Source organism: Clostridium sp. NkU-1 (genome assembly GCA_001312405.1).
The window spans coordinates 1-25,329 of record BBDR01000028.1 but is presented as its reverse complement, the minus strand read 5'-3'; the positions used below and the strand labels follow the sequence as shown (position 1 = coordinate 25,329).

The window sequence follows — 25,329 nt, the reverse complement described above, 5'->3', positions numbered from 1 at the left end:
AAACTCGCTAACGAAAGCGGCAATGCCCTTGTATTTGCAAATGTTTCTGAACTTAAGGTTGATCGGTTGATTAATCTGTATGGAAACATGATTGACAAGCCTGCCTTATATCAGGTAGCGTTTCCGATATCCTATAATCGAACAGATGGATTACCCGGTGCAGTAAATATGTATTACGGAGTAGAAACTGGTAACATATTATATCATCTGTTAAACAATAATGGAGCCTATTCAGGCTGTACAGCCTATGTGGTTCTTGAGTACACAAAGAAATAATACTCACATGGCTGCCGGGTGTAACAGCTTGGCAGCTGATTAAAGCCGACGTTCTTATGCTTTCTTCATGGCTTTTCAAATCGGATAGAAAGCAGCGTTTATAATTGCTTTACCGAACGAACTTTTGTGTTCCGATTGGTTTTCAGTCATACTTATTCTCCTTTTTGAAAACGCCTGTCTTGTGTAACTCGATGGGTGTTTTCTTTTTTCATAATTCATGGTAAAATATGAAAACGTTGAGGAGTGTTAAATGTTTACTTGGGAGTTATTTTGGCAGGCTTTAGGAGCTATAGGAACTATATTGGCTGTGGTTGTTGCTTTATGGCAGTCAGGATATTATAATCAGACACGATTGAAGCTACATGCACGAATTGATGAAATTGCGCAAGGTGAAAAATATGTTTTTGGAGATTTCGTTATAATAAGCATAACTAACATTGGTAAATATGATATAACATTAAGAACTTTAGGCATTAAGGGGAAAAACAAATTATCTTCTGAATTTATGGAATTCAATTTAAATGGAATCCAGCCTTTGAGATTTCCTTATAAATTACATGTCGGTGAGGGGATAGAAGTTGTTATTGATAAATCATTCTGTGGTTTGGAGGGGTTAGGATTGCTTCCAGAAGATAAAGTACAATTTTTTTGTGAGAGATACGACAAGAAAGACATATAACATTAAGATGGTGGAAAATGTTGAGCAGTTTTTGAAGAAAAATCCTTATAAAGATATGTTCGATAAGGTAGTTGAAATTAGTGATGATATAATTTGAGTTTCTGATTGGAATGAAAAATTAATGAGCCGCCCGGAGGTGGCTTATTTTAATGTAAAAAACAGCCAGATTGGAAGGTGAGGTGATGGCTCGTGGACATGAAAACCTAATCCCGTTTAATAAACGAACAGAGGTTGAACAGAGGAAAATTGCATCAGCGGGTGGGAAAGCGTCTGGAGAAGCACGGAGGAAAAAGGCAGACTTCCGCAAGACATTGAACGCCCTTCTCACTGCTGAGATAGATAGCCCTGAATGGTCCCCGGTCCTGGAAGCCCTGGGCTTGATAGTACTCTGGAATCGGCGGTCAATGCCGCTATGATAAAGGAGGCCCTTTCAGGAAATGTGAGAGCTTATGAAGTCATCGCGAAGTATTCCGGACAATCCGAGAAGACAGACGTCGATCAGGAGGAACAGCAGTTACGAATGGCAGCGTCTAAAGCAAAGATGGGCGTTGATGATGAAGAGGAAATGGAAGATGATGGCTTCCTTGATGCATTAAACGGATCAGCCGGTACAGATTGGGAGGATTGGGAAGAAGATGAGCAGGAAGATGAAGAGACAGATATTTAAGTTTCAGCCGTTTTCTCGTAAGCAGAGAATGGTTCTGACTGGTGGACGAAGGATTCCCCGGTTAAGGACATGGATGGGATTATCGCTGATGGAGCGATCCGATCAGGCAAGACGGTTTCCATGTCATTATCATTTGTTATGTGGGCTATGAGCTCCTTTGACGGACAGAACTTTGCAATGTGTGGAAAGACAATAGGCAGCTTCCGGCGGAACGTTCTTACATCTTTAAAATTGATGCTTAGGAGCCGAGGGTACCAGGTGAAGGATCATCTGGCAGGTGATCAGCCAAACATGGTGGAGATCAGCCGGAAGGGTGTAACGAATTACTTCTATGTTTTCGGTGGCAAGGACGAAAGATCCCAGGACCTTATCCAAGGCATTACGTTGGCCGGGGCATTCTTTGATGAAGTGGCTCTTATGCCTGAATCCTTTGTAAATCAGGCAACCGGACGTTGTTCTGTCAAAGGGTCAAAATACTGGTTTAACTGCAACCCCGCAGGCCCCATGCATTGGTTTAAAGTTGGCTGGATCAATAAATCCATCGGATACCTTGGGAAGAAGAAAGCCGAAGAGTTAAGGACCTCAAACAAGGAAGTAAAGAACATATTGTACCTTCATTTCACCATGGATGACAACCTTTCCCTGGACGAAGAAATTAAGAAGAGATACCGAAGCATGTATGCCGGTGTCTTTTTTTTACGTTATATCAAGGGTTTGTGGGCGGTTGCTGAAGGGCTTATCTATACTATGTTTACCAAGTCGGTCAACATATACAATGATGATACACGGCCCAAGGGATTGGAGTATTTGTCTACCCGCACGATTGCCCTAGATTATGGCACGACGAATCCATGTGTGTTCCTGGATATCTATGATGATGGAGACACCATCTGGGTGGATCGGGAGTATCGGTGGGACAGTCGTGTGGAAAAGGAAGGGCAGAAAACAGACAGCCAGTATGGTGATGCCATGGTTACCTTTATGGGTGACAATCCGGATCTGCAATGCGACATTGTAGCTGATCCATCGGCGGCCAGCTTTATCGTAGAACTAAAAGGCCGGGGCTACATTGTAAAGCCTGGGGATAACGAAGTGGAAGACGGGATCCGGGTGGTTGCGGCTCTGTTTCAGTCTGGAAAGATCAAGGTGCATGAACGCTGTGCAGGATTAATCACGGAGTTGCGGTCCTATGTGTGGGACGATAAGGCGGCGCAGCATGGAGAAGAGAAGCCAGTCAAGCAGCTGGATCACGGTCCTGATGCACTGCGTTATTTCTGTATGACCAAGCTGCCAAAATGGAGGAGGAATGTTCAATGATATATTATTTGTGCTTAATTGCAATGTTCGTTGATATGATAGTTGCGTGGTACCAGTGGAAAAAGAAAGATATCTGTGGAGTGGTATTCTGGTGCACCCTCGTGCTAATTACGGCAATGGCAGTGAAATTATAGGAGGAGCTTATGGCAAGACCAAAACGAAACCGTCCGCAGAGAGAGCGGGCAGAAAATAGAATACAGGTAAACGATGCATTTTCAAACCCGATCGCACGGTTAGGCTACGGAACGCAGGATCTTTTACAGGCCACACAGTACCCGCTTACCCGCATGACGCAGAATTACCAGCTGCTTACAAGCCTTTACCGGGATAACTGGATCGTGCAGAACATCATATCAACCATTCCGGAGGATATGGTCCGTAAGTGGTACACTGTGAAAAGCAATGTGGCACCGGAACGAATTGACGTCTTACAGCGTCTTGAAAGAAAGGTGCATTTAAGAAAGTCTATCCTTGAAGGAATGTATTGGGGCAGGCTTTATGGTGGAGCTGCCGCGATCATCATGATAAGAGGCCAGGACGATCTATCACAGCCTTTAGATTACGGCTTGATTCTTCCAGGAGCGTTCCTGGGCTTGCAGATCCTTGACCGGTGGAGTGGTATCTACAGAGATGGGGATTGGTTACAGATCCGTCTGATCCTGATTTTGGGCTTCCTGCTTACTATACGATCCGGGACGAGGAAAGCGGGGTCCTGGTATCCAGGGTGCATCATAGCAGAGTAGTACGATTCACAGGCAGGGAACTTCCTTACAATGAGAAGATCGCAGAGCAGTACTGGGGAGAATCGGAAATTGAAGCCATATACACCGAAGTTGTCAAGAGAGACAACGTCTCTTCCAATATCGCAGCCCTTACCTTCCGGGCGAATGTAAATTACATGGAAACGGATTCCATGGATCAGATGCTTGCTGTGAATAATGCACAGGCCCAACGGAAATTTTGGCAGACCTTACAGGCTCAGAGTGTGCTGGAAAGTAACTTTGGAATGCGTCTGGTAAATAAGGGTGATGTCATGCACAACACCCAGTACACCTTTACCGGATTACCGGACGTTTACGACCGGATGATGATGGACGTTGCTGGAGCAGCCAGAACCCCGGTAACAAAGTTGTTCGGGAGATCCCCTGCAGGTATGAACGCCACCGGGGAAAGCGACATGAACAACTATTATGATTACATCGACGGTTTGAGGGAAAATCAGTTCCGACCATTGCTTGAAAAGATTCTTCCGGTCATGCTTCTATCAGCTTGGGGGGCTGTTCCTGATGATCTGGATATCGACTTCCCGCCATTGCAGACGCCGGATTCCAGTGAGATCGCTGACATTGCGAGAAGAAAACACAATCTATCATGGCGGTATATCAGAGTGATCTGATCGACGCCGCTACCGCTCAGAAGGAGCTTAAGGCCCTATCTGATGAAACTGGCATGTACAGCACCATTTCCGACGAAGCCATAAAGCAAGCGGAAAGAAAGACTTATTCAGATTATAAGGCCATGCAGGATCCCCTTGCAGGGCTATCGCTTCCGAGAACATTTGAGGAGGTTGACGAGTAATGCCGCAGATGATACGTCCTCCTGGTAGTAAGGATGAAACGGCTTATCTCAGAATGCTGTTTCTGAAAACGGAGCAAAGGTTGATTGCTGAAATAAACCGAAAGCGCGATCAAGGGTATGTTGATTATGCCGAAGTGGCTGCCCTGAACCGCACTCAGAAGATCCTGCAGGAGATGGTCGACGAAAGCTGGAACTATGTTCCTGCAATGATTGAAAAGATCTTCTACAAATCCGAAGCGGCAGCCAATGGGTATAAGAACGCAGCCGGCCTTACTGCTTCACAGCTTGGAATTGTTCAGCAGTTATCCAACAACTTATTGGGTGATATCGTGGAGGCTTCCGTCACTACCCAGAAGAACATCGAAGAGACGTTTCAAGTTGGCAGGCGAGAGGCTGACAAGATAAGAGAAGCCGCCCTGAAATCAGTAACAGAGGCAAGAGCCGCAGGATACGGCTCAGGCAAAGCGGCGGCCAGTATGGCACGTGAGTTGCGGTCTGAGAATATAACAGCCTTTACCGATAAAGCCGGACGTAATTGGGGCCTACAGGATTATTGTAACATGGCTACCAGGCAACCGCCAGGCAGGCTGAAGTATCTGCCATATTAACAGCCGATCCGGACCATGATCTATACCGTATTGTTAAGATCGGCAGTACCTGTCCTGTATGTGCACCTCTTGAAGGAAGGGTTTACAGCCGGTCCGGTACAAACCCAGATTATCCCCCACTGTCTTCCGCTTTTGGGAAGATTGATCCTGACGGGGGAAACGATTTAAGTAATACATATCTTAATATCCACCCGAACTGTCTTCATGCCCTGGTTAAATATACAACTATCGGAAAGAGTGAAGCCCAGATCCAAAAGGATAAGGACTTTTCAAGTTTTAGTAAGAACCCTGTCACAGAGGATCCCAGAAGCAAGAAACAGATTGCGGCTTACAAGGAAAAGATCAGGAACCGGCAGAAACTGCTTAGTGATTATAAACAGCATGAACGATACCGGGCGATACTTGGAAATGATATTCCGAAAAGCTTTGAAAAGTTCCGTGAATTAAAGTATAATGATGGTGAGGGCTGGAAGAGCACGCAGGCGCTTTACCGTAAGACCAACGCTTACAACAAGATAATCCTTAAAGAACCGGCCATCACTACTGATCTGGCAAAAATATCTAAAGATACCGGAGTACCTATGGTTGGCCTGGAATACCGGCTAAAGGCAAAAGATTCCTTCCTGAGAAAAGTGGGAAAGGAAAGCGAACACAGCCTTGATCCTCAAAGAATAAAGGATACTATCAGCTCCACGAATGATGTAATACGTTATACTTACCAGGATAATCCTTTAACCCTTGTAAATTCATATAAGAATATTACGGGAGCATTACAGGAGAAAGGATACGATCTTGTAAGAGTAAAGAATTTCTGGCATAACAAAGGGAACCCTTATAACGGCATTAATTGTACATTCAGAATAAAAGATCCAAAGGGAAAAGGATATCAGGACTTTGAAGTACAATTCCATACGCCTGAAAGTTACGGCGTGAAGGATCGAATGCACAAGGATTATGAAGCGTGGAGGCTGTTAAGTGCTTCTTCTCCCGAAGCTATTGCGCTTAGGAGAAAGATGATGGAGCAGTCACGGGGCATGGAGATACCAGCAAATATCGAAGAGGTGAAAAATAAATGAGTGTGACATATTATCGCATCAAGGATTTGAATTTGTTGGGGAAGGAAGAGGATTACGTTCCCTATTTGTATAAGCCGGGCAAAGGCTGGGCTGTGGATAATGACAGCATCTTAATGGATAGGGTTATGGGATTCGATGACTCAGAACCAACAAATTCACCATACAAGATGGGTAATTCTGATATTCTGAACCTTGTGGAAGAAATCAGCCAAAAAGAAGCGGATAAGATCATAGCAAATTTGTAGATACCATCGGTCGGAAAAGGCTGGTGGTATTTTTGTACCCTAAAAAGTTGTGATATCACAACAGAAAGGAAATGGAATGCTTGCATATTACGGATATACCATAAGCCCTAACCAGATTGAGACTGGCGAGGGCTTTTTAATTTGCCGGAATGTTCCTATTGCCCGGACTGGGAGTATGGACTACCTGGAAAGTGAATTGAACCCCGCGGGCAGCTCCTCCAAGATGGTTAAGGTGCTGCGCTCACCGGAAGAAGTGTTTTCCGAAGCGGCGTTGTCCAGTTTTGAGGGGAAGCCTGTAACCAACGAACACCCGCCAGAGCTTCTGACACCAGAAACATACAGCCTTTACGCAAAGGGCCACGCTCAGAACGTAAGAAAAGGCGAAGGGCGGTGGGAGGGTCACATGGTGGCTGATTTGCACGTCCAGGATGAAACCCTGATCCGAGAGGTGCAGGAAGGTAAGAGAGAGATCAGCTGCGGTTATGAGTGCAGCTACTCTGATAATGGAGATGGAACCTATTCGCAGCACGATATCCGTGGGAATCATGTGGCAGTAGTCACACGGGGCAGGGCGGGAAAGAATGTTGCGATTTTAGATTCAAAAAAAGAATGTAGAGCTAAGCGGCCAGAAAGGAAAAGTAGCATGAAAAAGAATAGTTTATTTTTTAAATTGTTTGCCCAGGCGGCAAAAGATGCATCACCGGAAGAACTTGAAACTATGGCGGATGACGCAGCGGAGGCATTGGGGGAAGATCCGAAGAAAACAGAACCGGCAGCTCCTACAAAGGAGGAGGTAAAAGACTTTTCCAGCGTTGATGCAAAATTGGATAAACTCATAGAATTACTTTCTGCTAAAAAGGAGCCAGAAGCCGATCAGGACCCGCTGGACGGCTTAATTAAGACACTTACAGGTGAAAATGAAGAATCGGCTCCCAGTGCTGAGGCAAAGGTGATTCCTGCAGAGGAACTTGACAAAGCCACTGGTACCGCTGATAAGCCGTCATGGCAGAAGTTATAAAGAAGCTTCGCCCGGTGATCGCAAGTATTAAGGATTCCACCGACAAAAAGGCTGTCACGGATTCACTTATCGCCTGTTTAACGGATAAGGATTCTGTGAGCGATATCGCAAAGATAGCGGCGACCACCCAGAAGAATGCGGCCAGGCTGTCAGATAAACAGCCGGGCATTGATTTAGATGCCTGCCAGTCGGCCTATGATGCTATGAACCCACACAAGAATGGAGGTAAGAAATAATGAGAGGACAGGTTATTGGAAAGAGCATGACACACGGATATGCCGGAGACTATTCCAGGCAGCCGGATATGATTATTGATACGCACCCGCTTGGCGGAACCACCGCTGTAAAGTTTGGCACGCCTCTGGTCTATGACAGTGAAAGCAATGTTGTGGCCTTTGGAGCCAGCAATACTGCTGTTGACTTTGTAGGTGTGGCTTCCAGGGAGTTTAAGTCAGCCACTTCTTATTTATCCCAGTCAGCTGGACAGTATGAACCAGGAGAAGCGACCAGTGCATTTAAGCGTGGCTGTATTAATGTACTTTGTAACGTAGGTAGCCCGAAGTTGGGTGGAAAGGTTTATGTCCGAACAGTGGCTAATGAAGCCATTCCAACTGGTGTTGTTGGCGGGTTTGAAGCCTCAGCAGATACCGGAAAAACAGTGGAGCTTACAAACTGCGAATGGCATGGAGAAAAGGACGCAAACGGTGTAGCAGAAATCAGGATTTTATCCTGCAACAGAGCATAAGGAGGACAATTCAATATGAAATATCAGAATATGGGTACATTTGATGCGGGCGTAGTAACTGCTCCATCAACCGGAGCTGCGGCTCCACAGAAATTCCAGGCCATGGACGCAGCGGCCATTGCAAACGGCGGGGCATTCCTGCAGTCGGAGTTGGAAAAGAGAGACAATACGATCCGGCAGCCGCTTACCAGCTTTACATATGGCCGTGATCTTCCTGTCCGTGTAGGCGGCGGCTGGGCTGAATATGTGTCAGCCATGAATGTGGAATACGGAGTTGCCGGAGGCAGTGAGGACGGCCCGGTCCATGCAGGTGGGGCAAATGGAATCCCCATGGTGCAGGCAAATTTTGACAAAGAGCTTTTCAAAACCCACATCTTTTCCGTTGGTATGCGTATCATGTTCGTGGATATGCAGCGTGGCAATATGACCGGGAGAAGCTACGAAAGTATTTTAAGAGACGGCGTCAGAATGACCTATGATAAGCACATGGATGCCAATGCTTATGTTGGCATCAAGAAATACGGTTCTACCGGGCTTATCAACAATCCAAATGTGACCACAGCAAACGCAGCTTCCACCGGAACCGGCAGCCTGACGACTTTTAAGAGCAAAACTCCAGATCAGATCTTACAGGATATCAACGATGCCATTCTTGCAGTATGGGCTACTGCGGAATATGACAGGAGTGCCATTCCCAATCATATCCTGATGCCCTACGAGCAGTTCAATTACCTTGCGACGACCAGAGTTTCCGATCTGGCAGAAAAGACGATCCTTACTTTCCTTTTGGAGAATAACGTTTCCAAGCAAAATGGAACAGAGCTTTATATCGGCGGGGCTTCCTGGTGCAAGGGAGCTGGTGCAGGCGATACTGACCGAATGGTGGTTTACATTAATACAGAACGCTTCATTGCCATGGACGAACTGGCGCCGCTTAACCGAGCAATGACTCAGCCGAATGCAACGAATCTTTGCTATGACACCGCATATCTTGCAAACATTTCCGAGGTGCAGATGTTCTATGAGAATATCATGCGCTATGTTGACGGAATTTAAGGAGGACCCCTATGTTTATAAACAGTAAAAAGAGTTTTGAAATCCGCGAGGGAGAGAAGAAATTCCTTATTCCTCGTGATTATATCGGAGAGGTCCCGGCTTGGGTGGCAAAACACTGGTTAGTGCTTGCAGCTATAAAAGACGGGTCCATTGCCACTCCTAAAGCCAAGAAAGACAAAGCACTGGAGCAGGCAGATGTTGAAGCTGAGGTAAAGGCCGCCGTCGCTGATAAGCGGGAAGAATAAGGAGGAAACGGCATGTATGAGCAGTTTCATGGTTTAATATCCGCAGCGGCCAACATGCCGCAGCCAGGTGAGATTGGGTCCTATACAAAGGAAATGTTTCTGACTGATTTTCCTCAGTTCACAAAAAAAGCAGATTAGTCAGGGAGAGGAAACAGAGAACCAGATCATAAGCCTGGTTCCTGATCCCATGCTGCAGGTATTCATCAACAACAGTAATGCCAGCATTTTACCCAGCCGGTACGGAGATATATGGAGATACGCAGCTGGTCTTTATGTGGCTCACTTCTCTGCGTTGTACTTAAAGACCTACTCCGATGGATCTGTTACTCCGGCCAGAGCTGCCGCAACCGGTCAGCAGACCGGTCTTGTGAAAGAGGCCACTATGGGAGATACGACAATCAGCTATGACAACGAAGCTATCACAGAAGCCAGTGCAAAGTGGGGATCTTGGAACGCGACCCAGTACGGCCAGCAGCTTGTAACTATGGCCCGTATGATTGGAATGGGTGGTATGTATGTTATTTGATAATCCCATTTTTGAAAACTGGTATACGGATTCCATGAGCATTTCCCGAAACGTTAGTTATAAAGTTGGTAATGTTGATAAAAAGCGACGGGAAGAGATTTATAAAGATATTCGTGCCGGGTCTACAGTACAAAGAGGAACGGTCCTTCCTGGAAGGAGACAGCGGCCACAGCTACGGCCACAGATAAAGTGGCCTGTGATGTGTCAGTGGATTTAAAGGCAGGGGATATGCTTATGATTGTAAGAGGCGGACTCTTAGGAAGCAATCGGGAACCTGAGCGGTACTTTGCCGGTCTGCCGCAGCCTTATTATGATCCGGTTGGCGGAGTGCTTTCCGGATTGGAGCATCAAGAAGCGGTCCTATTGATGGATGAAGTAATAAAGTAGGGAGGGACTTATATGTCAACCTTTGGTCAGGCAACCAGGAAGCGCCTGGAACAGCTTCGGAAGCAGGGACAGAACGTACCTAAGATTATGGAGGAAGTTCTGGAGGGAGCCACAATCGCAGCGGTAGAACGGGCTACGGAATTGACTCCGCCAAACGGATCCGCTATATCCGGAACCGGCACCGATCGGGGGATATGGCGCAGGCATGGGAGCTGGATAGCATTACAAAGCCGGTTATGACTGGAAGTAGCGCCCGGACCACTCTTGCAAACAATATGCAATATTCTTCCTATGTAAATGACGGCCATCGTATGGATCAGCATTTTGTCCCGGGCCTGATTGTAAACGGCAATATGCTTGAAAAAGTAGATCCCAGCCTTGGTGGTATTACGGTGGGGACAAAAACCCCTTATGTTCAAGGTAAATACATGAAGCAGGCTGCCATAGGGCGTTATAAAAATGTTGTGAGACGGGAACTTGATAAGCGGGTGAAGGAGAATTTTAAATGAAATTTACGCTTACACAGTTATTAGACTCCATAGGTGGAGCCTTGAAAGAAAGTTATCCGGATGTTTCAGTATATAGCAATCCAAATCAGCAGGGGACAGATGTTCCTTGCTTTTTATATTCTTCATGCCGACTGAGACGGAAAACAGAGTAGGCCGCCGTTATATGCGGAATATCGGAATTGATGTGGTGTATCTCGTTGAAAGAAACGATCCGGATGCCCATGATCAGCTGGTATCTGTTGCTGATCAGCTGGACTTTGCCTGGAGTTTATTCCCTATGAGGGCGGAAAGCTACGGACTTATGACCGGGAATGGAAGATTGACGATGGGGAGCTGCATTATCAGTTCACCGTTAAGGCCATCGTTTCCTATCCGGACAACACGCCTGTCATTGAATCAGTAGAATCCTATGAAGGAGGTATAAAACAGGATGTCGAATAAGAAGACACCAGTTAAGTATAAAACAGAAGTCCTGCTTAAGAGTAAAGGATTTGCAAGCTATCAGCAGGATTTTGCTAGGGCGCTGCTCCCAGATCCGGAGTACACCGTGGAAGAAGCAAAAGAAATATTAGATAAGTTTTTTGGAAAGAAGGAGGGAAAATAGATGGCCGGAGGAACGTGGACCAGTCAAAACAAAAAGCAGCCGGGTGTGTATATCAATGTAAAGTCAAGTATGGCACAGGCTGTCAGCGTAGGGGACCGGGGTGTCGTTGCGATCTGCGAGCCGTTGTCCTGGGGACCAGAGGGGGAGCTCATGACGATTAATGTCGGTGATGATTTCACTCCATTTATCGGATATGATTCTACCAACAATAAGGCCCTGTTTTTGAGAGAGATTTTTAAAGGATCCGGACACACAAGGGACCGGCGAAGATCATGTTATACCGGCCAGGCGCTACAGGCGCGGCAAAAGCGGCCGCAACCATTGAGCCGCTTATAATCACAGCAAAGCATAACGGTGTAAGGGGCAATGATATCTCTGTTTCCGTTGTTGCTGATCCGGATAATGAGGGTAGCTTTACAGTACAGACCATTGTTGACGGATCCGTCAAGGACACTCAGGTCGGTAAGGTTGTTGCAGACCTGCAAGACAATGAGTGGGTTGTGTTCTCAGGGACGGGAGATTTAGCGGCCAGTGCAGGAACAGCCCTTACAGGGGGTTCGGATGGAACTGTGAACAACGCAGCCTATTCCACGTTTCTGACAGCCCTAGAACCCTACACCTTTAACATATTGATTTATGACGGCCCTGACAGCACTGTACAGGCTGCTTACGTGGCTTTCATTAGACGGATGCGGGATAATCTTGGCAAGAAGTGTCAGGCTGTTATGGCGGGTGTTGAGAGTAATTCTGATGCCGTCATTTCAGTGAAAAATGGGGTAGTACTGTCAGACGGAACCACGCTTACCCCTCAACAGGCAACCTGGTGGGTTGGTGGAGCAGAGGCCGGGGCAAATTACAGTGAATCCCTGGTATATGCACAGTATCCGGACGCTGTGAATGTTTCCCCTCGTTTAACAGCAACGGAAGTTGATGAGGCGCTGAATAAAGGGCAGATTGTATTTTTTTGAAGAGTTTGGAAGTGTGAAAGTGGTTTCTGATATCAACACCCTTACCACTTACACGCCGGATAAGGGTGAGGCATTCAGCCTAAATCAGGTGATCCGCGCCATGGATACTGTTGCAAACGACATATACAAGAACTTTTCGCAGAATTACATAGGTAAAATCCAGAACAATGCCGCAGGCCGTGATTTACTTAAGGCTTGGATTGTTGGATATCTGAACGAGATCCAGGCAAACGGAGGCATTCAGAATTTTGTTGCGGATGATGTAGTAGTGGAAGCGGGAGAAGCAATAAACGCCGTTGTGATAACGCTTGCAATTCAACCGGTGGCAGCTGTTGAAAAGATTTACATCACGGCAACCCTTACAGATTAACAAGGAGGTAGATTATGGGCTTTTTATTAGAACGTGACGCCTTGAATGGCAAGGCCGGTCGGGCCTTTGCGTGATTGATGGCCGAAACGTGGAAATGTTTGGGCTTAAGAAGATTCAGGCCGATGCCGAGTTTCAGGAATCAGATTTTAAGGTAGTCGGTACAAACCTTGTCCAGAAAAAAACTTCTGGCGTATCGCTTACCGGATCGGCAACGGTGTATTATGGGACGCCTGAGTTTCTGAATATGCTTAAGTCCTATTTGAAATCCGGAAAGCTTCCCTATTTCACCATTCAGATTACGAATGATGATGAAGGAAGTACTGTGGGGACGCAGACAGTGGCTTTATATAATGTGAAGCTGCAGAAGCTCCCCATTGCGATTCTTGACGCAGATACAGAGTTTTTAACCATGGACATTGCATTCAGCTTTACGAATATCGAGGTCCTTAATGCATTTTCAGCGCCAGCTCAGCTGGGAGAATAGGAGGAAATTAATTTATGAGCGCATTAAAAGCATTTTTACAGCCACCGGTAACAGGAGTAACAAAGGAAGTTATCATTTCCGATCGGTTTAAAGATGATGAGGGAAAGCCGGTACCCTTTGTGATTAAGGCCATATCTCAGAAAGAAAACGAGAAACTGGCACGAATGAGCAGGAAAACATCAAGTGTAAAGGGCAATTCAGTTGAGAGTCTGGATAACCTTCTTTATACTAAGAGACTGGTCCTTGCCTGCGTCCAGGAACCGGATTTCAGCAATCAGGAAATATGTAAATATTACGGCACAGAAGATCCTTTGGATGTCCCTTCCCAGATGCTGAGTGTAGGAGAATATAACCGCTTATCCAATGCGATTTTAGAATTAAATGATATGGTGGATCCTAAGGAGAAAATAGAAGAGGCAAAAAAACTTCTAAACGGGGGAGACATGGACACGTTGCTGGCTTACTATATGTTTGTCAATCACGGTCGACTTCCCCACGAAATTGCAGATCTTTCTGATAATGAAAAAATATTAATGTACCAGATGGCAGTAAAAGAAATCAATAGCCGCCCCAAGAAGTAAAGGAGGAGCCATGGGAGAGATAAGAGAAGAGTTTATACTTAGTGATCAGTTCAGTTCATCTTTTTCCAGGTTCCTTGACCTTGGAAATTCTGCGGTAAATCAGATGCAACGCATTGATCAATCTGTTACAAATACGGAAATGACTATGCGTCGGTCCATCGGAGGGGCTACAGGTGCAATTATTTCAAACATGAGACAGGCCGGTGCACAGTCTGCCGCGCAAATGGACCGTCTCAACGCGACAATAAGGGAAATGGGCGACAATTCCCGATATGTGGCTGTTCAGGGAATGAATGAAATCAATGAGACTCTGAAAAAGATATTAGCTACTTCTGTAAAGGCCACAAATCAGCAGGAAAGTCACAATAATAAGATTAAGCAGGCTGATGGCTCTGCGGGCAAGCTGTTATCAACTATAAAAAAAGTGGTAGCGGTTGCGGCTGGATTTAAGATGGGAAAAGAATTATTTGGTCTTTCCGATGAAATGACACAAACAACCGCCAGATTAAACCTTATGAATAAGGGGTTTCAGCCTCCTGCAACCGATACAGGCAGTCAGGGGAATGAAGCCCTGAATAACAGTCTCCAAGAAACGGAGCAGCTTCAGGAAAAGATATATTTATCGGCCCAGAGAACCAGAACAAGCTATCTTGCTACGGCGGATGTGGTCGCGAAGCTGGGGCAAAGAGCGGGAGACGCTTTTTCAGGCAGTGACGAAGTTCTTGCCTTTGCTGAAAACCTTAATAAGCAGTTCAAGATTGCAGGGGCCAGTCAGCAAGAAATTGCATCTGCCTCCCTGCAGCTTACCCAGGCATTGGGATCTGGAGTCTTGCGCGGTGAGGAGTTAAACGCCGTATTCGAAGCAGCCCCTAACGTAATACAGACTATAGCTGATTACTTGGGTAAACCTATTGGTGAAATCAGGGGTTTGGCGGCAGACGGCCAAATTACCGCGGATATAGTGAAAAAGGCCATGCTAAGCGCCACGGATAAGATCAATGAGCAGTTTGAGAGCATACCAATGACATGGGCAGACTCATGGAACCTGATCAAAAATGCTGGTGTCTATGCCCTTGATGAAGTTCTCGCTAAAATGAATGAGTTTTTAAACAGTGACATAGGGAAGGAAGCTATAGAGGGAATTATCGGCGCCATTGAGATTTTAGCTGATGTGGCAGGCTACGCTATTGATCTGTTAGCTTCTGGGGCGAGTTTTGTGGTTGAAAACTGGGATTATATATATCCCATCCTGATTGGGATAGGCGTTGCTTTGGCAATAGCAGGTGCCGTGGGATTGGCTTCTGGGCTGGCAACTTTTGCAGGCTGGATAGCTGCGGCGTTACCATTCATTTTGATTGCTGTATTGGTGGGAGCGCTGATATTGGGGATCACGCAGGCCGGTGTTACCTTTGAAGAGATAGGACAGAAAGTAGGTACTGTGTTCGGCTTTATATATGCAGTGGGATATAACATGGTAGCTGATTTGTGGAATTTGTTTGCTGTTTTTGCTGAGTTTTTTTGCAAATGTACTTGATGATCCTGCGTCCGCCATCGCACATCTTATACATGGTCTATTTGACACGATCTTGGGAGAGATTGAGACAGTCGCCAATGCGATCGACGCGCTACTAAAAACAGACATATCTGGAGCCGTATCAGGCTTTAGAAATAAATTAAGTGGTTGGGTAGACGATGAATTTGGTGAGCAGGCTGTCACGATAAAACGAATGACAAAATTGGATACCGGTGCAACTGCTGGCAAAGGCGGTGAATTAGGAGCCTCTCTTGGTAAAAAAATGGACAATATGAATTTCAGTCTTGATAGCATCACCGGAAAATTAGGTGGAATGGGCGACGTCGTAGGAATGGGCGATATTGGGAACGTTGAAAAGGTTGGAAAAGTAGGTAAGATTGAGCAGGAGGTGAATATCGCTGATGAGAATATCAAACTTCTGCGGGACTTGTCGGAACGGCAATATGTGGTCTTGGTGAATCTTACAGTACCACAGACCAATGCAACCGTGAACCAAAATAACTATGGTGGCGGAGGTTCTGATGTCGACGCCATGCTCAGCGCATTAAGTAATGTATTGGGCACACAGCAGGCTTCTAGTAGTAATGTCGTGAATGCATAGGAGGTGCCATGCGAAATAAATATAAATTTTTTTGCGGATGTAGGAGGAGACACCATAGAGTTTCCTGTCAATCCAAAAGAATACACTGTTTCATATCCTTCTGATCACAAGACCTACGATATTTTAGATGTGGGAGAGATTGTTGTTCCCAGGTTGCCGTCCCTTATGGAGGTGTCCTGGGAATCTTATTTCCCGGGGAGTGGAAACGATCCGCTTATTTACGGACACGATTGGACGGAGCCTGGAGATTATGTGGAGGCAATCTTGGATGCAAGGGACAACAAGGAAATATGTGATCTTGTGATAAGCCGGTACGATGCCAGGGGCAGCCGCATGTATGATACAAATATAAGTGCACTGATAGATAGTTTTGAAACAACCGAAAAAGGTGGAGAAGCTGGCGACGTGTATTATAAGATTAAGTTTAAGGAGTATCGCGACTATGCGCCGATCAAGATCGCGCTTCCACAGCCTGAACAGCCTGCCACGGGGACTGTCCAGGTGGAAGAACAACCAAGGCCCCTATCATCAGCCCCCGAATTGCGTGTAGGGGCTACGGTCATTGCAAACGGGACTTATTTCAGCAGCAGTTATGGAGATAAGCCCACGGGCACAGCAAACAACTTGACAACAACAGTTTCAAGGATTATTCCAGACGCTTCCCGTGCCTATCCGATATTGATAGGCGGGAGTCGTGGATGGATTAAGGCAGATCAACTGCAGGTGACAGGATGAGTTATAAACTTTTGATTTTCAATTCTGAGTCAAATACAATGTATGATTATGCTCCTGTTACACAAAAAAATCACTTACACTACAAATAGAAACGGGAGTGCTGGTAAGCTAACATTTACTTACTTACAAGAAAAACCGATCAACCTTACAGAGGGTGCGAAGGTTCAATTCTATGTTGATGGGAAAGAAATTTTCCTGGGCTTTGTTTTTGTTATTGAGCAGGATCGGTGGGGTGTTGTTTCTGTTACGGCTTACGATCAGCTTAGATATTTAAAAGCAAAAGCCAGTTATAGCTTTGTGGGAAAGCGGCTAGGGGAGATAATCCAACAGATTGCTACGGATATGCAGTTACAGGCAGGAGGCCTGGAAGATACCGGATATGTCATACCTACTCTTACAAAGGAGAATACAGAATGCTTGGATATCATCGAATATGGCTTGCAAGTAACTCAATATAATACTGGTAAAATCTTTGTTTTCTACGATGATTTTGGAAAACTGTCTCTCAAAGAAGCTAAGAATATGACATCTGATATTCTTATTGGTAATGGTAGTATCTTAACGGATTATTCCTACAAATCTGATATTGATTCAGATACTTATAACCAAATAAAGCTCGTCCGCCCAAATAAGGAAACCGGGCAAGAAGATACCTACATATTTAAAGATAGTACTACTATTAAGAAGTGGGGGCTCCTGCAAAAGTACGTAAAGGTAGATGAAAACTTGAATGAAGCGCAGATTAACCAACAAGGAAATATTATGGCAGCGTATTATGACCGGGTGCTGAAAACTATATCGGTAGATGGCGTTGATGGAGCACCTAATCTTAGGGCAGGAGCAATGCCTACTTTTAAAATCAAGGAAATTCCGGAGCTTACGGGCGGGTATCGATTAGTCTTGGATAAAGTACAACACACTTTTTCAGACGGGGATCACACTATGAAGATCGAGGCCAAAATCATAAATATTTAGGAGGAGCGGGCAAATGGAACTGCTTGAAAGACTTAAGTCTATTATTAACGACACCGTGAAAGCTATGGACCTACTGGATACTGGTTATGCTACCGTAGAGTCGGTTTCTCCTCTGGCACTAAAAATCCAGGCCACACAGTTGATTGTAACGGAACCTGTGGCGGTTCTGACAGATAGTTTACGGTACCGTGCCGTAACGGTGCAAGGAGAATCAGTTATTATCAATCCAGGCATAAAGCCTGGTGATAAGGTGCTGGTATTGAAAGCCAATGCCGGCCAGAACTATATCGCAATGTCGAAAGTGTAGGTGATACGATGGCAACATTACCAGAATCAGCAAGCACAGATATTTACGAAAATGAAAGCAGGGAATACCCTACGGAAACCTATCTGGTGGATAAAAGTACCGGTACCATTAAAAGGGTAGGCGGTGGCCTGGAAGCAATGAAACAGGCCGCGGAAATCATACTGGATACTGAAAGGTACCAGAATCAGATTTATACTTCCAATTTTGGCAGAGAATTAAAGAAATTAATTGGGAAGCTCCGGAATACGTGGCCAGTATGTTAAAAAGGCGTATTCAAGAGGCTTTTTCTGTTGATAAGCGTTTCCTATCGGTAGGTAATTTTGTATTTGATACCACGGAGCTGGGGACGCTGAAATGTACTTTTGATATCAAAACCGTGTATGGTATTGTCCCCGGGGAGGTGGAAATTTGAATGATTTTAGCAACAAGACTTATGCAAATATACTGGCGGCTCAGTTAAACCGTGTGCCAGATACAATAGATAAAAGAGAAGGGTCCATGATCCAGACCGCTCTTGGTCCTGAAAGCTGGTATCTGGAAGGGTTATATCTGGACTTAGACTCCGTTCAGAAGAATGCTTACGCTGAGACTGCCAAGGGGCTTGGCTCAACATGCTGGTTGCGGAACGGGGCCTTGAAAGAAAAGCGGCCACCAGGGCGGTAAAAAAAGGCATCTTTAATATTCAAGTACCTGTAGGCTCTCGTTTTTCTGCTCTTACCGGAAGCGGATACCTTACATATAAGGTACTGGAATTTATTGATCAGGCGGAAGTAGGATACGGCTACAAGATGGAATGTGAAACTGCGGGAGAGATCGGAAATAATTATTCCGGCCAGTTGGTTGCAGTTGATTATGTGACGGGGCTCACCTCAGCTCAGCTTACAGAGCTGCTTTCTGGAGGAACGGAAGAAGAAACGGACGCTTCCCTGCGAGAACGGTACTTTGCTACGTTTGATGTTGCCACCTTTGGCGGAAACATTGCTTCATACCGGAATGCGATTCTTGCCATTGAAGGGGTAGGGGCAGTGCAGATATACCCCGCATGGCAGGGAGGAGGAACTGTGCTATGTAGTATCTTAGATGGTAATTATGAGCCTGCGGGCAGTACTCTCATTGATCGGGTACAAAATGCAATCTGTCCCCCAGAAGATGATGAAACGGAACCCTCCCCCAATGGATACGGGCTGGCCCCGATCGGGGCAGCGGTAACAATCGGAACCGGTGAAGAATTGAAACTTGATATTTCCCTTACCGTTCAATTTCTATCCAGTATACAGAACGGGGAAGTAACTTATAAAAGTCAGATTGAGGAAAAGATAGAAGAATACCTAGAATCAGTCCGGCAATCCTGGGGTGCCATGCTTAAAAGCCAAAAAAATAGAATATGCCGTGACCGTGTATGTGTCCAGGATTATATATGCAATTCTTACCATTCCTGAAATTGTGAATGTAACTGACGTTACTATAAATGGAGCCGCATCGGATGTGGTATGCGTAGAGACTTCTGCTGTGCAGCAAGTGCCAGTATTGGGGACGGTGACGATAAATGGCGGTTGATTTAAAGATGCTTCTCCCGGAGTGGTTTAAGAATATTCTGGAATTTAACAGGCTATTGGAAGCCGAAGAGGTGGGGCTGGAGGCAGTAGAGGAAAACATTCGATCGGTAAGGGACAACTGTTTTATTCAGACTGCAGATGAAAATACTATTCTACTTTATGAAAAACGGTTTGGCATCTCGTATCAAGGGGAGACGCTAGAATACCGTAAAAGCCGAATCCTGCAAAGGTATAATACCGTTGTTCCCTTTACGATCGGATTCCTTAAGAACCGTTTGGCAGAGCTTTACGGGGCCGATGGCTACATTCTTTCTGTCAATAGCAAAACCTGCTTACTAACCATCAAGGTTACTTCCGATCGGTATGGTGCCTTAAATCTCTTGTATGATCTTCTGTGGGATATCATTCCGGCCCATATCCAGATTATTGCAAGCCAGGAAGCTACAAAAGATATTAAAGGCGGTCTGTATATTGGAACCACTGTAAGTGGCACAAAGATAACAACAATTTAAGGAGGCATAATGGGACAGTATAACAAAGCAATTACAACGGCTGCGGGTGAAAATCTGATCGCCAGGGCCGTGGCCGGAGAGATTCAGTTAGATATTACAAAGGCCAAAACCTCAGATTATAAGTATCCGGATAGCACGGATTTTAAGGCGCTGACTGATCTGCAGGGTGTTAAACAGGTCATGGACTATCCTGAAACAAAAGTCTTAAGTAACATCTTAAGTAACAATTTGATTCAGACGCGGACGCTTTTTAGTAATGAAGAGATTGAAAAAACCTACTATATACATAACATAGGTTTATATGCGATGGACGGGACCCAAGAGGTCCTTTTTTTGTATTGTAACTGCAGTGACACCAGACGAGATGCCTCAATATAATGGAGTTGCCCCCACTTCCTATATATACAATATTCAAAGCGTAGTCCAGGATGCAGCAGAGCTCAATGTCACGGTGCACCCTTCTGGAACCGCTACGATTCAGGACGTACTGGAGAGAGTGGAGGCTACCGGCGGCGATATTTCAGAAACCGTGGTGGAAACCCTGGAACCCATCGAAACTGAAACAAAGTTCCCGATTCCATCTGCAGGGGAGAGCATAAAACGATTTTTAGGAAAAGTACGGAGGTTTCTTAAAAACATAAAACCTCTGGAATCCGATGTGACCTACTATGTGTCAACAACCGGTTCGGATATAACTGGTGACGGTACTCAGGAAAAACCATATCGGAATATTCAATATGCTGTTGATATGGTTCCAAAAGATTTACATGGATATAGAGCATTTATAGAGGTTGCGGATGGTACATATGACGAACATGTTTATATATTATCATTCATTGGTGGTCAGATAATAATAAACAGTGCGTCTAAGAATACGTTAGATGGTGGCTGTAATGTAAAATCAATATCGGTGCAGTATTGTAGTTCTTATGTATATGTGAACGGCTTTGTCTGCACTCATGCAGAAGATGCGGTGATTGTTATCTGGGGCTGTCATAAAGTCACGATGGTGTATTGTCAATCGACAGTATCTGCTAGAACTAAGGCTGGTATATATATCGGAGAATCAAGAGGTAGATTTTCATGCTGTCGAATTTCAAACCGTAATGTTGCCTTGCAAACTGTCGATAGTACGGTATTATCGGAAAATTGGGATCAGGCAGGATCGGTTAATAATGATTATGGCTTGTCAGCCGCATATGGTGCAACAATACATAAGACTGGTGCACAACCTACAGGACTAGCACGCAACGAGACTAACGATATTAGTGGTACATTTATTAATGAACGAGGTACACAGATATCGAACCTCATTGAGTCTGGTTTATCATGTACATGGGGAACACGGTCTGGTGGTTATGTTAGGCATGGAAATATATATGGTGACGCGATTATAGAAGTGAATCTGCGTATTGAAGTTACTACAAACTTAACCGCAGGTACGCAATATACTATACCAGGATTTCCAGTGCCAATAGGTTCTCTTTCTAGTGTTGCTGTAACTACTGACTGTCCATCAAGAACACAGGTCTGCTATATGAACACGCAGGGATATATTATATTTGTTCCCGCGGTCAATATGAACGCAGGAACAATATCTCCATGTTTTAGTGCAAGCTACAAAACAAATAATTAAAAGGGAGGAATAAACTTATGAAACATGAAAGCATTAAAATAGGAAACACGACTTATAACATTGCAAATGGCAGTTGCAGCTTAAATGATTTAACCGGGTACACTGCAAAGGTTGCCATCATCATCGGTTCAAACAATATTAAGGATATGCACAAAAATCTTACGGAAAATTCCACTGTTATTAAATATGATGAAGATGGTGTAGAAGAATGGAAGCAAGACAATCTGGTATATACAGGGCGATCGACATTTGACTTTTCTTTTCCGGTTGGCATTGAACAGGTACAGGCAGGTGTCGATGATGATGAAAAACCGATTTATAAATATGAGGAAGTAAAGGACTCCGTTATTATCGTTGAGTACAGGACTCCAACAATACAGGACGAGATACAGGCACAGAAAGCAAAGATTGTCAGCCTTAATGCCCAGATAGCGTATCTGTCCATGATGAACGGCATTGACGTAGAGGGGGTATAAAATCATGAGTAAGTTTGAAATTGTAAAAAGCTTTTACGAAGCAAAATTATGGCCTATACAATGGGTGTATAACGCCGTAGGCCGATGGATCACAGGGGACGAGTTCCGGGATATCACCGGGAAAGAATATGAGAAAGAGTGAGGAAAATGAGAGTGAAAAATATATTATGTACGATAGTAGGAGCTGCGGGCAGCTTTATAGCATCATTATTTGGGGGCTGGGATACCGGGATCGGTACTCTGGTCCTTTTTATGGGCATTGATTTCTTTTCCGGCCTTGCAGTGGCCGGGATTTTTAAGAGGAGCACTAAGACAGAGACAGGCGCCTTGGAATCAAAAGCCGGCTTTAAAGGACTGTGCCGCAAGTGTATGACCCTCTTATTTGTTTTGATCGCCTACCGCCTGGATCTGGCCATCGGGACCAATTACATACGGGACATGGTGATTATTGGATTCATGGCAAACGAGCTTATCTCCATCGTGGAGAATGCCGGGCTTATGGGCCTGCCGCTTCCGTCCATTTTGGTGAAAGCCATAGACGTACTGAAAAAGAAAGCAGAAGTAACAGAATAACTTGTTGTAACATCACAACTTTTGGGCCCGGGATAATCCTGGGCCTTTTCTTATGGATTGGAGGATCAATATGCAGATCAAGAAATTACTTACACCTTATAATTATAATGCCGGCACTACGGATCGTATCAAGTACATCGTGATCCATTATGTGGGGGCCTTAGGAGGAGCAGAGGCAAACTGTAAATACTATGCCTCTCAGTATATTGGTGCCAGCGCCCATTATTACGTTGGATTCAGCGGAGAAGTCTGGCAGTCTGTTGAAGATCAAAACATTGCGTGGCATTGCGGCACCTCAAATGGTTATACCCACCCGGAATGCAGGAATCAGAACAGTATTGGTATTGAAATGTGTGTAAGAAATAGCAGTGGAAATTTGGCAGACACAAGCCGGGACTGGTATTTTGAGGACGTTACGGTGCAGGCGGCCATTGAGCTTACCAAGGAGCTGATGGAGAAATATAACATACCTGCGGACCGGGTGATACGCCATCATGATGTAACGGGGAAGATTTGCCCGAACCCTTATGTATGGAATCACACCCAGCATACCTGGGACGCGTTTAAGGCGGCTCTGGAAGCTCCTGCAGAATATACTTTAGGATGGAATCATGATAAGAACGGTTGGTGGTATGCTGATTCCAAGACTACTTACTATAAGTCCTGCTGGCAGATCATCAATGGCCATAAGTACCGTTTTAATCCGGACGGGTACGCGCTCACTGGCTGGCAGGTAATTGATGGCCAAGATTTCTATTTTGAGCCAAGAGCCGGGCATCCGTTGGAATGCGCCTTGTATGTATCTGATCAGGTGGGGGTGCAGGGAATAGGAGAGTTCTATAAGCGTTGATCATGTCTTATATTATACACAATCCTAATCCTTGAATTTCTATGATTATGGATTTTGCTTACGTGTAATTAATGATAAATTAGAAAATTTATATTATAATTGACAAAAAGATTATTGACTATTACTATTAGTATTATCTGGTAATCATATATTTGCTTTGTTTGGCATAGTATATAAACAATATATGCAGAACAAAGCCGTTTACCGGCAGAATAGAAGTCAAAGCTTTCTACAAGCATATATTGTCCCCTCACTCAGTTTGAGTGAGGGGAATGAAACAAAAAAATAATTAGGGGGAAACATGAGTAAAATAAAAACAAAAGAAGAACTGGAAAAACACAGAGACGAAGCTATATTAAAAGTTCAGAATTATATGAATAATTTAATTGCTTCAAATAATTCCAAAATCCAAAATAAAGCAGATAAATTTAGCTATTGGTTAGAAGATTATATAACCTTTTTAGATTTTGAACAGGATTTTAAGCCTGATAAAATGAGAAGGTACAAGCGAGGCGAAGTAATTAAGGTGCATCTCGGGTATAATATAGGAAGTGAAGAAGGTGGCTTGCACTACTGCGTAGTAACGGATAGGGAGAATTCTATCTATTCACCCGTATTAACAGTAGTACCACTAACCTCGGTGAAACCATGGACGGATATTGAAAAACTACATAATACAGAGGTGTATTTAGGTAATGAGTTATTTACCAATTTGTCTTCTAAAATAAGTTTGTACAATAAGCAACTAAGTGAAGATTTACAGGAATTACAAGGTGCGTTAGAAAGTTTGATTAAAGTTGAGACTACAGTAAGTCTGGAAAGTTCTTCTAAACAGATTAGAGAACTGGGTACTAAAATTGAAGAAGTAAAAAAATGCATAAAATTGTTGGGAGAAATGCGGTTGGAAGTTCAGAAGATGAAGAAAGGCAGTATTGCTTTAACAAATCAATTAACGACGGTTAGTAAAATAAGAATATACAATCCAAAGACTAATAATGACGTTTTAAGTAATATAAAGTTATCAAACGATAAATTAGATTCAATAGATAGTAGGATAGGAAAATATTATACAAATCTAATTAAAGATTAGTATAAGGGCTTGACAATCATTAATTAATAATGTACTATTATGTTACATTAAACAACAAAGCCGTTTACCGGCAGAATAAAAGACAATGCTCCTTGCGAGCAGAAATAGAAAAAGTCTCGTTAAGAGGCTTTTTTTTGTTTATAAAAAAAATAATATTCTTTACTGATAAGAATCTGTTTTTATAATTTCCTAGAGTAACAACGAAATCCATGTTGGATTTTATAAACTACTGCGGCGGGTATCCGGTATTCCGGACCCGCCATGATTCTTACCTATTATAATACTGTTCGTACCATCTAGGTTCTCTTTTGTATTCCGCTTTTTTTCTCTTTCCTTTCCAATACCATAAAAAATCCGCATACATTATTATTGGTAACACAGCTCCCAGTATCTGCTTTGTAGTGAGGGCATTTGTTTATGTCTGGGGCAAGAATGCATGTTCTCTGCATGTTACCACCTCCTGACATAAGCATACGAACAAACATTCTGGAAGTCAAAGGGGATTATTTGGGAATAAATCACCTATAAGCTATAGGCTCATATAC

41 protein-coding genes and 1 pseudogene are annotated in these 25,329 nt (G+C 44.3%); all 42 read left to right on the top strand.

The window, feature by feature from the left end:
- The coding region (locus tag JCM10519_RS24015) for a hypothetical protein (RefSeq protein ID WP_347845346.1) at positions 1-276 on the top strand (276 nt) is incomplete at its 5' end.
- Between the two features lie 250 nt (positions 277-526).
- Positions 527-955, top strand: coding sequence for a hypothetical protein (locus JCM10519_RS24010; RefSeq protein ID WP_054742445.1), 429 nt, complete (start codon positions 527-529; stop codon positions 953-955).
- 439 nt (positions 956-1,394) lie between these two features.
- Positions 1,395-1,622 carry a hypothetical protein gene (locus JCM10519_RS24000; protein WP_347845345.1) on the top strand — a complete coding sequence of 76 codons (228 nt, stop codon included), beginning with the start codon at positions 1,395-1,397 and terminating at the stop codon, positions 1,620-1,622.
- A 69-nt stretch (positions 1,623-1,691) separates the two neighbouring features.
- Positions 1,692-2,939 carry a PBSX family phage terminase large subunit gene (locus JCM10519_RS23995; RefSeq protein WP_347845344.1) on the top strand — a complete coding sequence of 416 codons (1,248 nt, stop codon included), beginning with the start codon at positions 1,692-1,694 and terminating at the stop codon, positions 2,937-2,939.
- A 143-nt stretch (positions 2,940-3,082) separates the two neighbouring features.
- A pseudogene (locus tag JCM10519_RS33610) lies at positions 3,083-4,335 on the top strand (DUF1073 domain-containing protein).
- A complete protein-coding gene (locus JCM10519_RS23980; RefSeq protein ID WP_054742435.1) occupies positions 4,311-4,517 on the top strand; it encodes a hypothetical protein in 207 nt (68 codons plus the stop codon). The pseudogene JCM10519_RS33610 and the gene JCM10519_RS23980 overlap by 25 nt, the downstream one beginning before the upstream one ends.
- On the top strand, positions 4,517-5,125 hold the full coding sequence (locus JCM10519_RS23975; RefSeq protein ID WP_054742433.1) for a phage minor capsid protein: 609 nt from the start codon (positions 4,517-4,519) through the stop codon (positions 5,123-5,125). Before JCM10519_RS23980 ends, JCM10519_RS23975 begins: the two co-directional genes overlap by 1 nt.
- Positions 5,126-5,706: 581 nt before the next feature.
- Positions 5,707-6,201: a hypothetical protein gene (locus JCM10519_RS23970; protein ID WP_054742431.1), complete on the top strand. Its 495-nt coding sequence runs from the start codon at positions 5,707-5,709 to the stop codon at positions 6,199-6,201.
- Positions 6,198-6,446 (top strand): hypothetical protein, encoded by a 249-nt coding sequence (locus JCM10519_RS23965; RefSeq protein ID WP_054742429.1) that lies wholly within the window; start codon positions 6,198-6,200, stop codon positions 6,444-6,446. The genes JCM10519_RS23970 and JCM10519_RS23965 overlap by 4 nt, the downstream gene beginning before the upstream one ends.
- A 76-nt stretch (positions 6,447-6,522) precedes the next feature.
- Positions 6,523-7,464: a DUF2213 domain-containing protein gene (locus tag JCM10519_RS23960; protein ID WP_054742427.1), complete on the top strand. Its 942-nt coding sequence runs from the start codon at positions 6,523-6,525 to the stop codon at positions 7,462-7,464.
- Positions 7,449-7,700 (top strand): hypothetical protein, encoded by a 252-nt coding sequence (locus JCM10519_RS23955; protein ID WP_054742425.1) that lies wholly within the window; start codon positions 7,449-7,451, stop codon positions 7,698-7,700. Before JCM10519_RS23960 ends, JCM10519_RS23955 begins: the two co-directional genes overlap by 16 nt.
- Positions 7,700-8,209, top strand: a complete 510-nt coding sequence (locus JCM10519_RS23950; RefSeq protein WP_054742423.1) for a hypothetical protein — start codon at positions 7,700-7,702, stop codon at positions 8,207-8,209. Before JCM10519_RS23955 ends, JCM10519_RS23950 begins: the two co-directional genes overlap by 1 nt.
- A 15-nt stretch (positions 8,210-8,224) precedes the next feature.
- Entirely contained in the window at positions 8,225-9,265 is a 1,041-nt protein-coding gene (locus tag JCM10519_RS23945; protein WP_054742421.1) for a major capsid family protein, read from the top strand.
- A gap of 11 nt (positions 9,266-9,276) precedes the next feature.
- A complete protein-coding gene (locus JCM10519_RS23940) occupies positions 9,277-9,510 on the top strand; it encodes a hypothetical protein (protein ID WP_054742418.1) in 234 nt (77 codons plus the stop codon).
- Positions 9,511-9,522: 12 nt separating this feature from the next.
- Positions 9,523-9,648, top strand: coding sequence for a hypothetical protein (locus JCM10519_RS33605; protein WP_347845343.1), 126 nt, complete (start codon positions 9,523-9,525; stop codon positions 9,646-9,648).
- Positions 9,649-9,697: 49 nt separating this feature from the next.
- The gene (locus JCM10519_RS23935; RefSeq protein WP_054742416.1) at positions 9,698-10,036 is read left to right on the top strand and encodes a DUF4054 domain-containing protein; all 339 of its coding nucleotides are present in this window, start codon (positions 9,698-9,700) and stop codon (positions 10,034-10,036) included.
- A gap of 201 nt (positions 10,037-10,237) precedes the next feature.
- Complete coding sequence (locus JCM10519_RS23930; protein ID WP_347845342.1) at positions 10,238-10,423, top strand: hypothetical protein; 186 nt, start codon at positions 10,238-10,240, stop codon at positions 10,421-10,423.
- Positions 10,424-10,435: 12 nt separating this feature from the next.
- Positions 10,436-10,663 (top strand): hypothetical protein, encoded by a 228-nt coding sequence (locus tag JCM10519_RS23925; protein WP_054742413.1) that lies wholly within the window; start codon positions 10,436-10,438, stop codon positions 10,661-10,663.
- On the top strand, positions 10,618-10,932 hold the full coding sequence (locus JCM10519_RS23920; RefSeq protein ID WP_347845341.1) for a hypothetical protein: 315 nt from the start codon (positions 10,618-10,620) through the stop codon (positions 10,930-10,932). Before JCM10519_RS23925 ends, JCM10519_RS23920 begins: the two co-directional genes overlap by 46 nt.
- 106 nt (positions 10,933-11,038) lie before the next feature.
- On the top strand, positions 11,039-11,335 hold the full coding sequence (locus JCM10519_RS23915) for a hypothetical protein (RefSeq protein ID WP_347845340.1): 297 nt from the start codon (positions 11,039-11,041) through the stop codon (positions 11,333-11,335).
- A 27-nt stretch (positions 11,336-11,362) separates the two neighbouring features.
- A complete protein-coding gene (locus JCM10519_RS33600) occupies positions 11,363-11,536 on the top strand; it encodes a hypothetical protein (RefSeq protein WP_347845339.1) in 174 nt (57 codons plus the stop codon).
- A complete protein-coding gene (locus JCM10519_RS33595; RefSeq protein ID WP_347845338.1) occupies positions 11,537-11,872 on the top strand; it encodes a hypothetical protein in 336 nt (111 codons plus the stop codon). It abuts the gene before it with no gap.
- A complete protein-coding gene (locus JCM10519_RS33590; RefSeq protein ID WP_347845337.1) occupies positions 11,809-12,504 on the top strand; it encodes a phage tail sheath subtilisin-like domain-containing protein in 696 nt (231 codons plus the stop codon). Before JCM10519_RS33595 ends, JCM10519_RS33590 begins: the two co-directional genes overlap by 64 nt.
- Before the next feature lie 13 nt (positions 12,505-12,517).
- Positions 12,518-12,874 (top strand): phage tail sheath C-terminal domain-containing protein, encoded by a 357-nt coding sequence (locus JCM10519_RS33585; RefSeq protein ID WP_347845336.1) that lies wholly within the window; start codon positions 12,518-12,520, stop codon positions 12,872-12,874.
- 70 nt (positions 12,875-12,944) lie between these two features.
- Positions 12,945-13,358: a phage tail tube protein gene (locus tag JCM10519_RS23905; protein ID WP_054742407.1), complete on the top strand. Its 414-nt coding sequence runs from the start codon at positions 12,945-12,947 to the stop codon at positions 13,356-13,358.
- Between the two features lie 14 nt (positions 13,359-13,372).
- Positions 13,373-13,939, top strand: coding sequence for a hypothetical protein (locus tag JCM10519_RS23900; RefSeq protein WP_054742405.1), 567 nt, complete (start codon positions 13,373-13,375; stop codon positions 13,937-13,939).
- A 10-nt stretch (positions 13,940-13,949) separates the two neighbouring features.
- A complete protein-coding gene (locus tag JCM10519_RS23895; protein WP_054742404.1) occupies positions 13,950-15,473 on the top strand; it encodes a tape measure protein in 1,524 nt (507 codons plus the stop codon).
- Positions 15,436-16,074: a hypothetical protein gene (locus tag JCM10519_RS23890; RefSeq protein WP_347845335.1), complete on the top strand. Its 639-nt coding sequence runs from the start codon at positions 15,436-15,438 to the stop codon at positions 16,072-16,074. Before JCM10519_RS23895 ends, JCM10519_RS23890 begins: the two co-directional genes overlap by 38 nt.
- A 3-nt stretch (positions 16,075-16,077) precedes the next feature.
- Positions 16,078-16,809 (top strand): hypothetical protein, encoded by a 732-nt coding sequence (locus JCM10519_RS23885; RefSeq protein ID WP_054742399.1) that lies wholly within the window; start codon positions 16,078-16,080, stop codon positions 16,807-16,809.
- Positions 16,810-16,851: 42 nt separating this feature from the next.
- Entirely contained in the window at positions 16,852-17,784 is a 933-nt protein-coding gene (locus JCM10519_RS23880) for a hypothetical protein (protein ID WP_054742397.1), read from the top strand.
- A 13-nt stretch (positions 17,785-17,797) separates the two neighbouring features.
- Positions 17,798-18,091, top strand: a complete 294-nt coding sequence (locus JCM10519_RS23875; RefSeq protein WP_054742395.1) for a DUF2577 family protein — start codon at positions 17,798-17,800, stop codon at positions 18,089-18,091.
- A gap of 8 nt (positions 18,092-18,099) precedes the next feature.
- On the top strand, positions 18,100-18,354 hold the full coding sequence (locus JCM10519_RS23870; RefSeq protein WP_054742391.1) for a DUF2634 domain-containing protein: 255 nt from the start codon (positions 18,100-18,102) through the stop codon (positions 18,352-18,354).
- Positions 18,355-18,499: 145 nt separating this feature from the next.
- Positions 18,500-18,754, top strand: a complete 255-nt coding sequence (locus tag JCM10519_RS23865; RefSeq protein ID WP_054742388.1) for a hypothetical protein — start codon at positions 18,500-18,502, stop codon at positions 18,752-18,754.
- Positions 18,703-19,530, top strand: coding sequence for a baseplate J/gp47 family protein (locus JCM10519_RS23860; protein ID WP_054742386.1), 828 nt, complete (start codon positions 18,703-18,705; stop codon positions 19,528-19,530). Before JCM10519_RS23865 ends, JCM10519_RS23860 begins: the two co-directional genes overlap by 52 nt.
- Positions 19,531-19,637: 107 nt before the next feature.
- Complete coding sequence (locus tag JCM10519_RS23855) at positions 19,638-20,159, top strand: putative phage tail protein (protein ID WP_054742384.1); 522 nt, start codon at positions 19,638-19,640, stop codon at positions 20,157-20,159.
- Positions 20,160-20,168: 9 nt separating this feature from the next.
- Complete coding sequence (locus JCM10519_RS23850) at positions 20,169-20,537, top strand: hypothetical protein (protein WP_054742378.1); 369 nt, start codon at positions 20,169-20,171, stop codon at positions 20,535-20,537.
- A gap of 118 nt (positions 20,538-20,655) precedes the next feature.
- Positions 20,656-21,795, top strand: a complete 1,140-nt coding sequence (locus JCM10519_RS23845) for a hypothetical protein (RefSeq protein ID WP_347845334.1) — start codon at positions 20,656-20,658, stop codon at positions 21,793-21,795.
- Positions 21,796-21,812: 17 nt separating this feature from the next.
- A complete protein-coding gene (locus JCM10519_RS23840; protein WP_054742373.1) occupies positions 21,813-22,271 on the top strand; it encodes a hypothetical protein in 459 nt (152 codons plus the stop codon).
- A 4-nt stretch (positions 22,272-22,275) separates the two neighbouring features.
- Complete coding sequence (locus JCM10519_RS23835; protein ID WP_054742366.1) at positions 22,276-22,413, top strand: XkdX family protein; 138 nt, start codon at positions 22,276-22,278, stop codon at positions 22,411-22,413.
- An 11-nt stretch (positions 22,414-22,424) separates the two neighbouring features.
- Entirely contained in the window at positions 22,425-22,844 is a 420-nt protein-coding gene (locus tag JCM10519_RS23830) for a phage holin family protein (RefSeq protein ID WP_054742364.1), read from the top strand.
- A gap of 70 nt (positions 22,845-22,914) precedes the next feature.
- Positions 22,915-23,694: an N-acetylmuramoyl-L-alanine amidase gene (locus JCM10519_RS23825; protein WP_054742362.1), complete on the top strand. Its 780-nt coding sequence runs from the start codon at positions 22,915-22,917 to the stop codon at positions 23,692-23,694.
- 301 nt (positions 23,695-23,995) lie between these two features.
- Positions 23,996-24,784, top strand: a complete 789-nt coding sequence (locus tag JCM10519_RS23820) for a type II toxin-antitoxin system PemK/MazF family toxin (protein WP_054742361.1) — start codon at positions 23,996-23,998, stop codon at positions 24,782-24,784.
- The last annotated feature ends 545 nt before the right edge of the window (positions 24,785-25,329 follow it).

What these genes read in the sequence shown, in the direction of transcription:
- JCM10519_RS24010 (WP_054742445.1), top strand. Translation starts at nt 527, where the DNA reads ATGTTTACTTGGGAGTTATTTTGGCAGGCTTTAGGAGCTATAGGAACT.
- JCM10519_RS23995 (WP_347845344.1), top strand. Translation starts at nt 1,692, where the DNA reads ATGGATGGGATTATCGCTGATGGAGCGATCCGATCAGGCAAGACGGTT.
- JCM10519_RS23980 (WP_054742435.1), top strand. Translation starts at nt 4,311, where the DNA reads ATGGCGGTATATCAGAGTGATCTGATCGACGCCGCTACCGCTCAGAAG.
- JCM10519_RS23975 (WP_054742433.1), top strand. Translation starts at nt 4,517, where the DNA reads ATGCCGCAGATGATACGTCCTCCTGGTAGTAAGGATGAAACGGCTTAT.
- JCM10519_RS23970 (WP_054742431.1), top strand. Translation starts at nt 5,707, where the DNA reads ATGGTTGGCCTGGAATACCGGCTAAAGGCAAAAGATTCCTTCCTGAGA.
- JCM10519_RS23965 (WP_054742429.1), top strand. Translation starts at nt 6,198, where the DNA reads ATGAGTGTGACATATTATCGCATCAAGGATTTGAATTTGTTGGGGAAG.
- JCM10519_RS23960 (WP_054742427.1), top strand. Translation starts at nt 6,523, where the DNA reads ATGCTTGCATATTACGGATATACCATAAGCCCTAACCAGATTGAGACT.
- JCM10519_RS23955 (WP_054742425.1), top strand. Translation starts at nt 7,449, where the DNA reads ATGGCAGAAGTTATAAAGAAGCTTCGCCCGGTGATCGCAAGTATTAAG.
- JCM10519_RS23950 (WP_054742423.1), top strand. Translation starts at nt 7,700, where the DNA reads ATGAGAGGACAGGTTATTGGAAAGAGCATGACACACGGATATGCCGGA.
- JCM10519_RS23945 (WP_054742421.1), top strand. Translation starts at nt 8,225, where the DNA reads ATGAAATATCAGAATATGGGTACATTTGATGCGGGCGTAGTAACTGCT.
- JCM10519_RS23940 (WP_054742418.1), top strand. Translation starts at nt 9,277, where the DNA reads ATGTTTATAAACAGTAAAAAGAGTTTTGAAATCCGCGAGGGAGAGAAG.
- JCM10519_RS33605 (WP_347845343.1), top strand. Translation starts at nt 9,523, where the DNA reads ATGTATGAGCAGTTTCATGGTTTAATATCCGCAGCGGCCAACATGCCG.
- JCM10519_RS23935 (WP_054742416.1), top strand. Translation starts at nt 9,698, where the DNA reads ATGCTGCAGGTATTCATCAACAACAGTAATGCCAGCATTTTACCCAGC.
- JCM10519_RS23925 (WP_054742413.1), top strand. Translation starts at nt 10,436, where the DNA reads ATGTCAACCTTTGGTCAGGCAACCAGGAAGCGCCTGGAACAGCTTCGG.
- JCM10519_RS23920 (WP_347845341.1), top strand. Translation starts at nt 10,618, where the DNA reads ATGGCGCAGGCATGGGAGCTGGATAGCATTACAAAGCCGGTTATGACT.
- JCM10519_RS33600 (WP_347845339.1), top strand. Translation starts at nt 11,363, where the DNA reads ATGTCGAATAAGAAGACACCAGTTAAGTATAAAACAGAAGTCCTGCTT.
- JCM10519_RS33595 (WP_347845338.1), top strand. Translation starts at nt 11,537, where the DNA reads ATGGCCGGAGGAACGTGGACCAGTCAAAACAAAAAGCAGCCGGGTGTG.
- JCM10519_RS33590 (WP_347845337.1), top strand. Translation starts at nt 11,809, where the DNA reads ATGTTATACCGGCCAGGCGCTACAGGCGCGGCAAAAGCGGCCGCAACC.
- JCM10519_RS23900 (WP_054742405.1), top strand. Translation starts at nt 13,373, where the DNA reads ATGAGCGCATTAAAAGCATTTTTACAGCCACCGGTAACAGGAGTAACA.
- JCM10519_RS23895 (WP_054742404.1), top strand. Translation starts at nt 13,950, where the DNA reads ATGGGAGAGATAAGAGAAGAGTTTATACTTAGTGATCAGTTCAGTTCA.
- JCM10519_RS23880 (WP_054742397.1), top strand. Translation starts at nt 16,852, where the DNA reads ATGATTATGCTCCTGTTACACAAAAAAATCACTTACACTACAAATAGA.
- JCM10519_RS23875 (WP_054742395.1), top strand. Translation starts at nt 17,798, where the DNA reads ATGGAACTGCTTGAAAGACTTAAGTCTATTATTAACGACACCGTGAAA.
- JCM10519_RS23870 (WP_054742391.1), top strand. Translation starts at nt 18,100, where the DNA reads ATGGCAACATTACCAGAATCAGCAAGCACAGATATTTACGAAAATGAA.
- JCM10519_RS23860 (WP_054742386.1), top strand. Translation starts at nt 18,703, where the DNA reads ATGCTGGTTGCGGAACGGGGCCTTGAAAGAAAAGCGGCCACCAGGGCG.
- JCM10519_RS23855 (WP_054742384.1), top strand. Translation starts at nt 19,638, where the DNA reads ATGGCGGTTGATTTAAAGATGCTTCTCCCGGAGTGGTTTAAGAATATT.
- JCM10519_RS23850 (WP_054742378.1), top strand. Translation starts at nt 20,169, where the DNA reads ATGGGACAGTATAACAAAGCAATTACAACGGCTGCGGGTGAAAATCTG.
- JCM10519_RS23840 (WP_054742373.1), top strand. Translation starts at nt 21,813, where the DNA reads ATGAAACATGAAAGCATTAAAATAGGAAACACGACTTATAACATTGCA.
- JCM10519_RS23835 (WP_054742366.1), top strand. Translation starts at nt 22,276, where the DNA reads ATGAGTAAGTTTGAAATTGTAAAAAGCTTTTACGAAGCAAAATTATGG.
- JCM10519_RS23825 (WP_054742362.1), top strand. Translation starts at nt 22,915, where the DNA reads ATGCAGATCAAGAAATTACTTACACCTTATAATTATAATGCCGGCACT.
- JCM10519_RS23820 (WP_054742361.1), top strand. Translation starts at nt 23,996, where the DNA reads ATGAGTAAAATAAAAACAAAAGAAGAACTGGAAAAACACAGAGACGAA.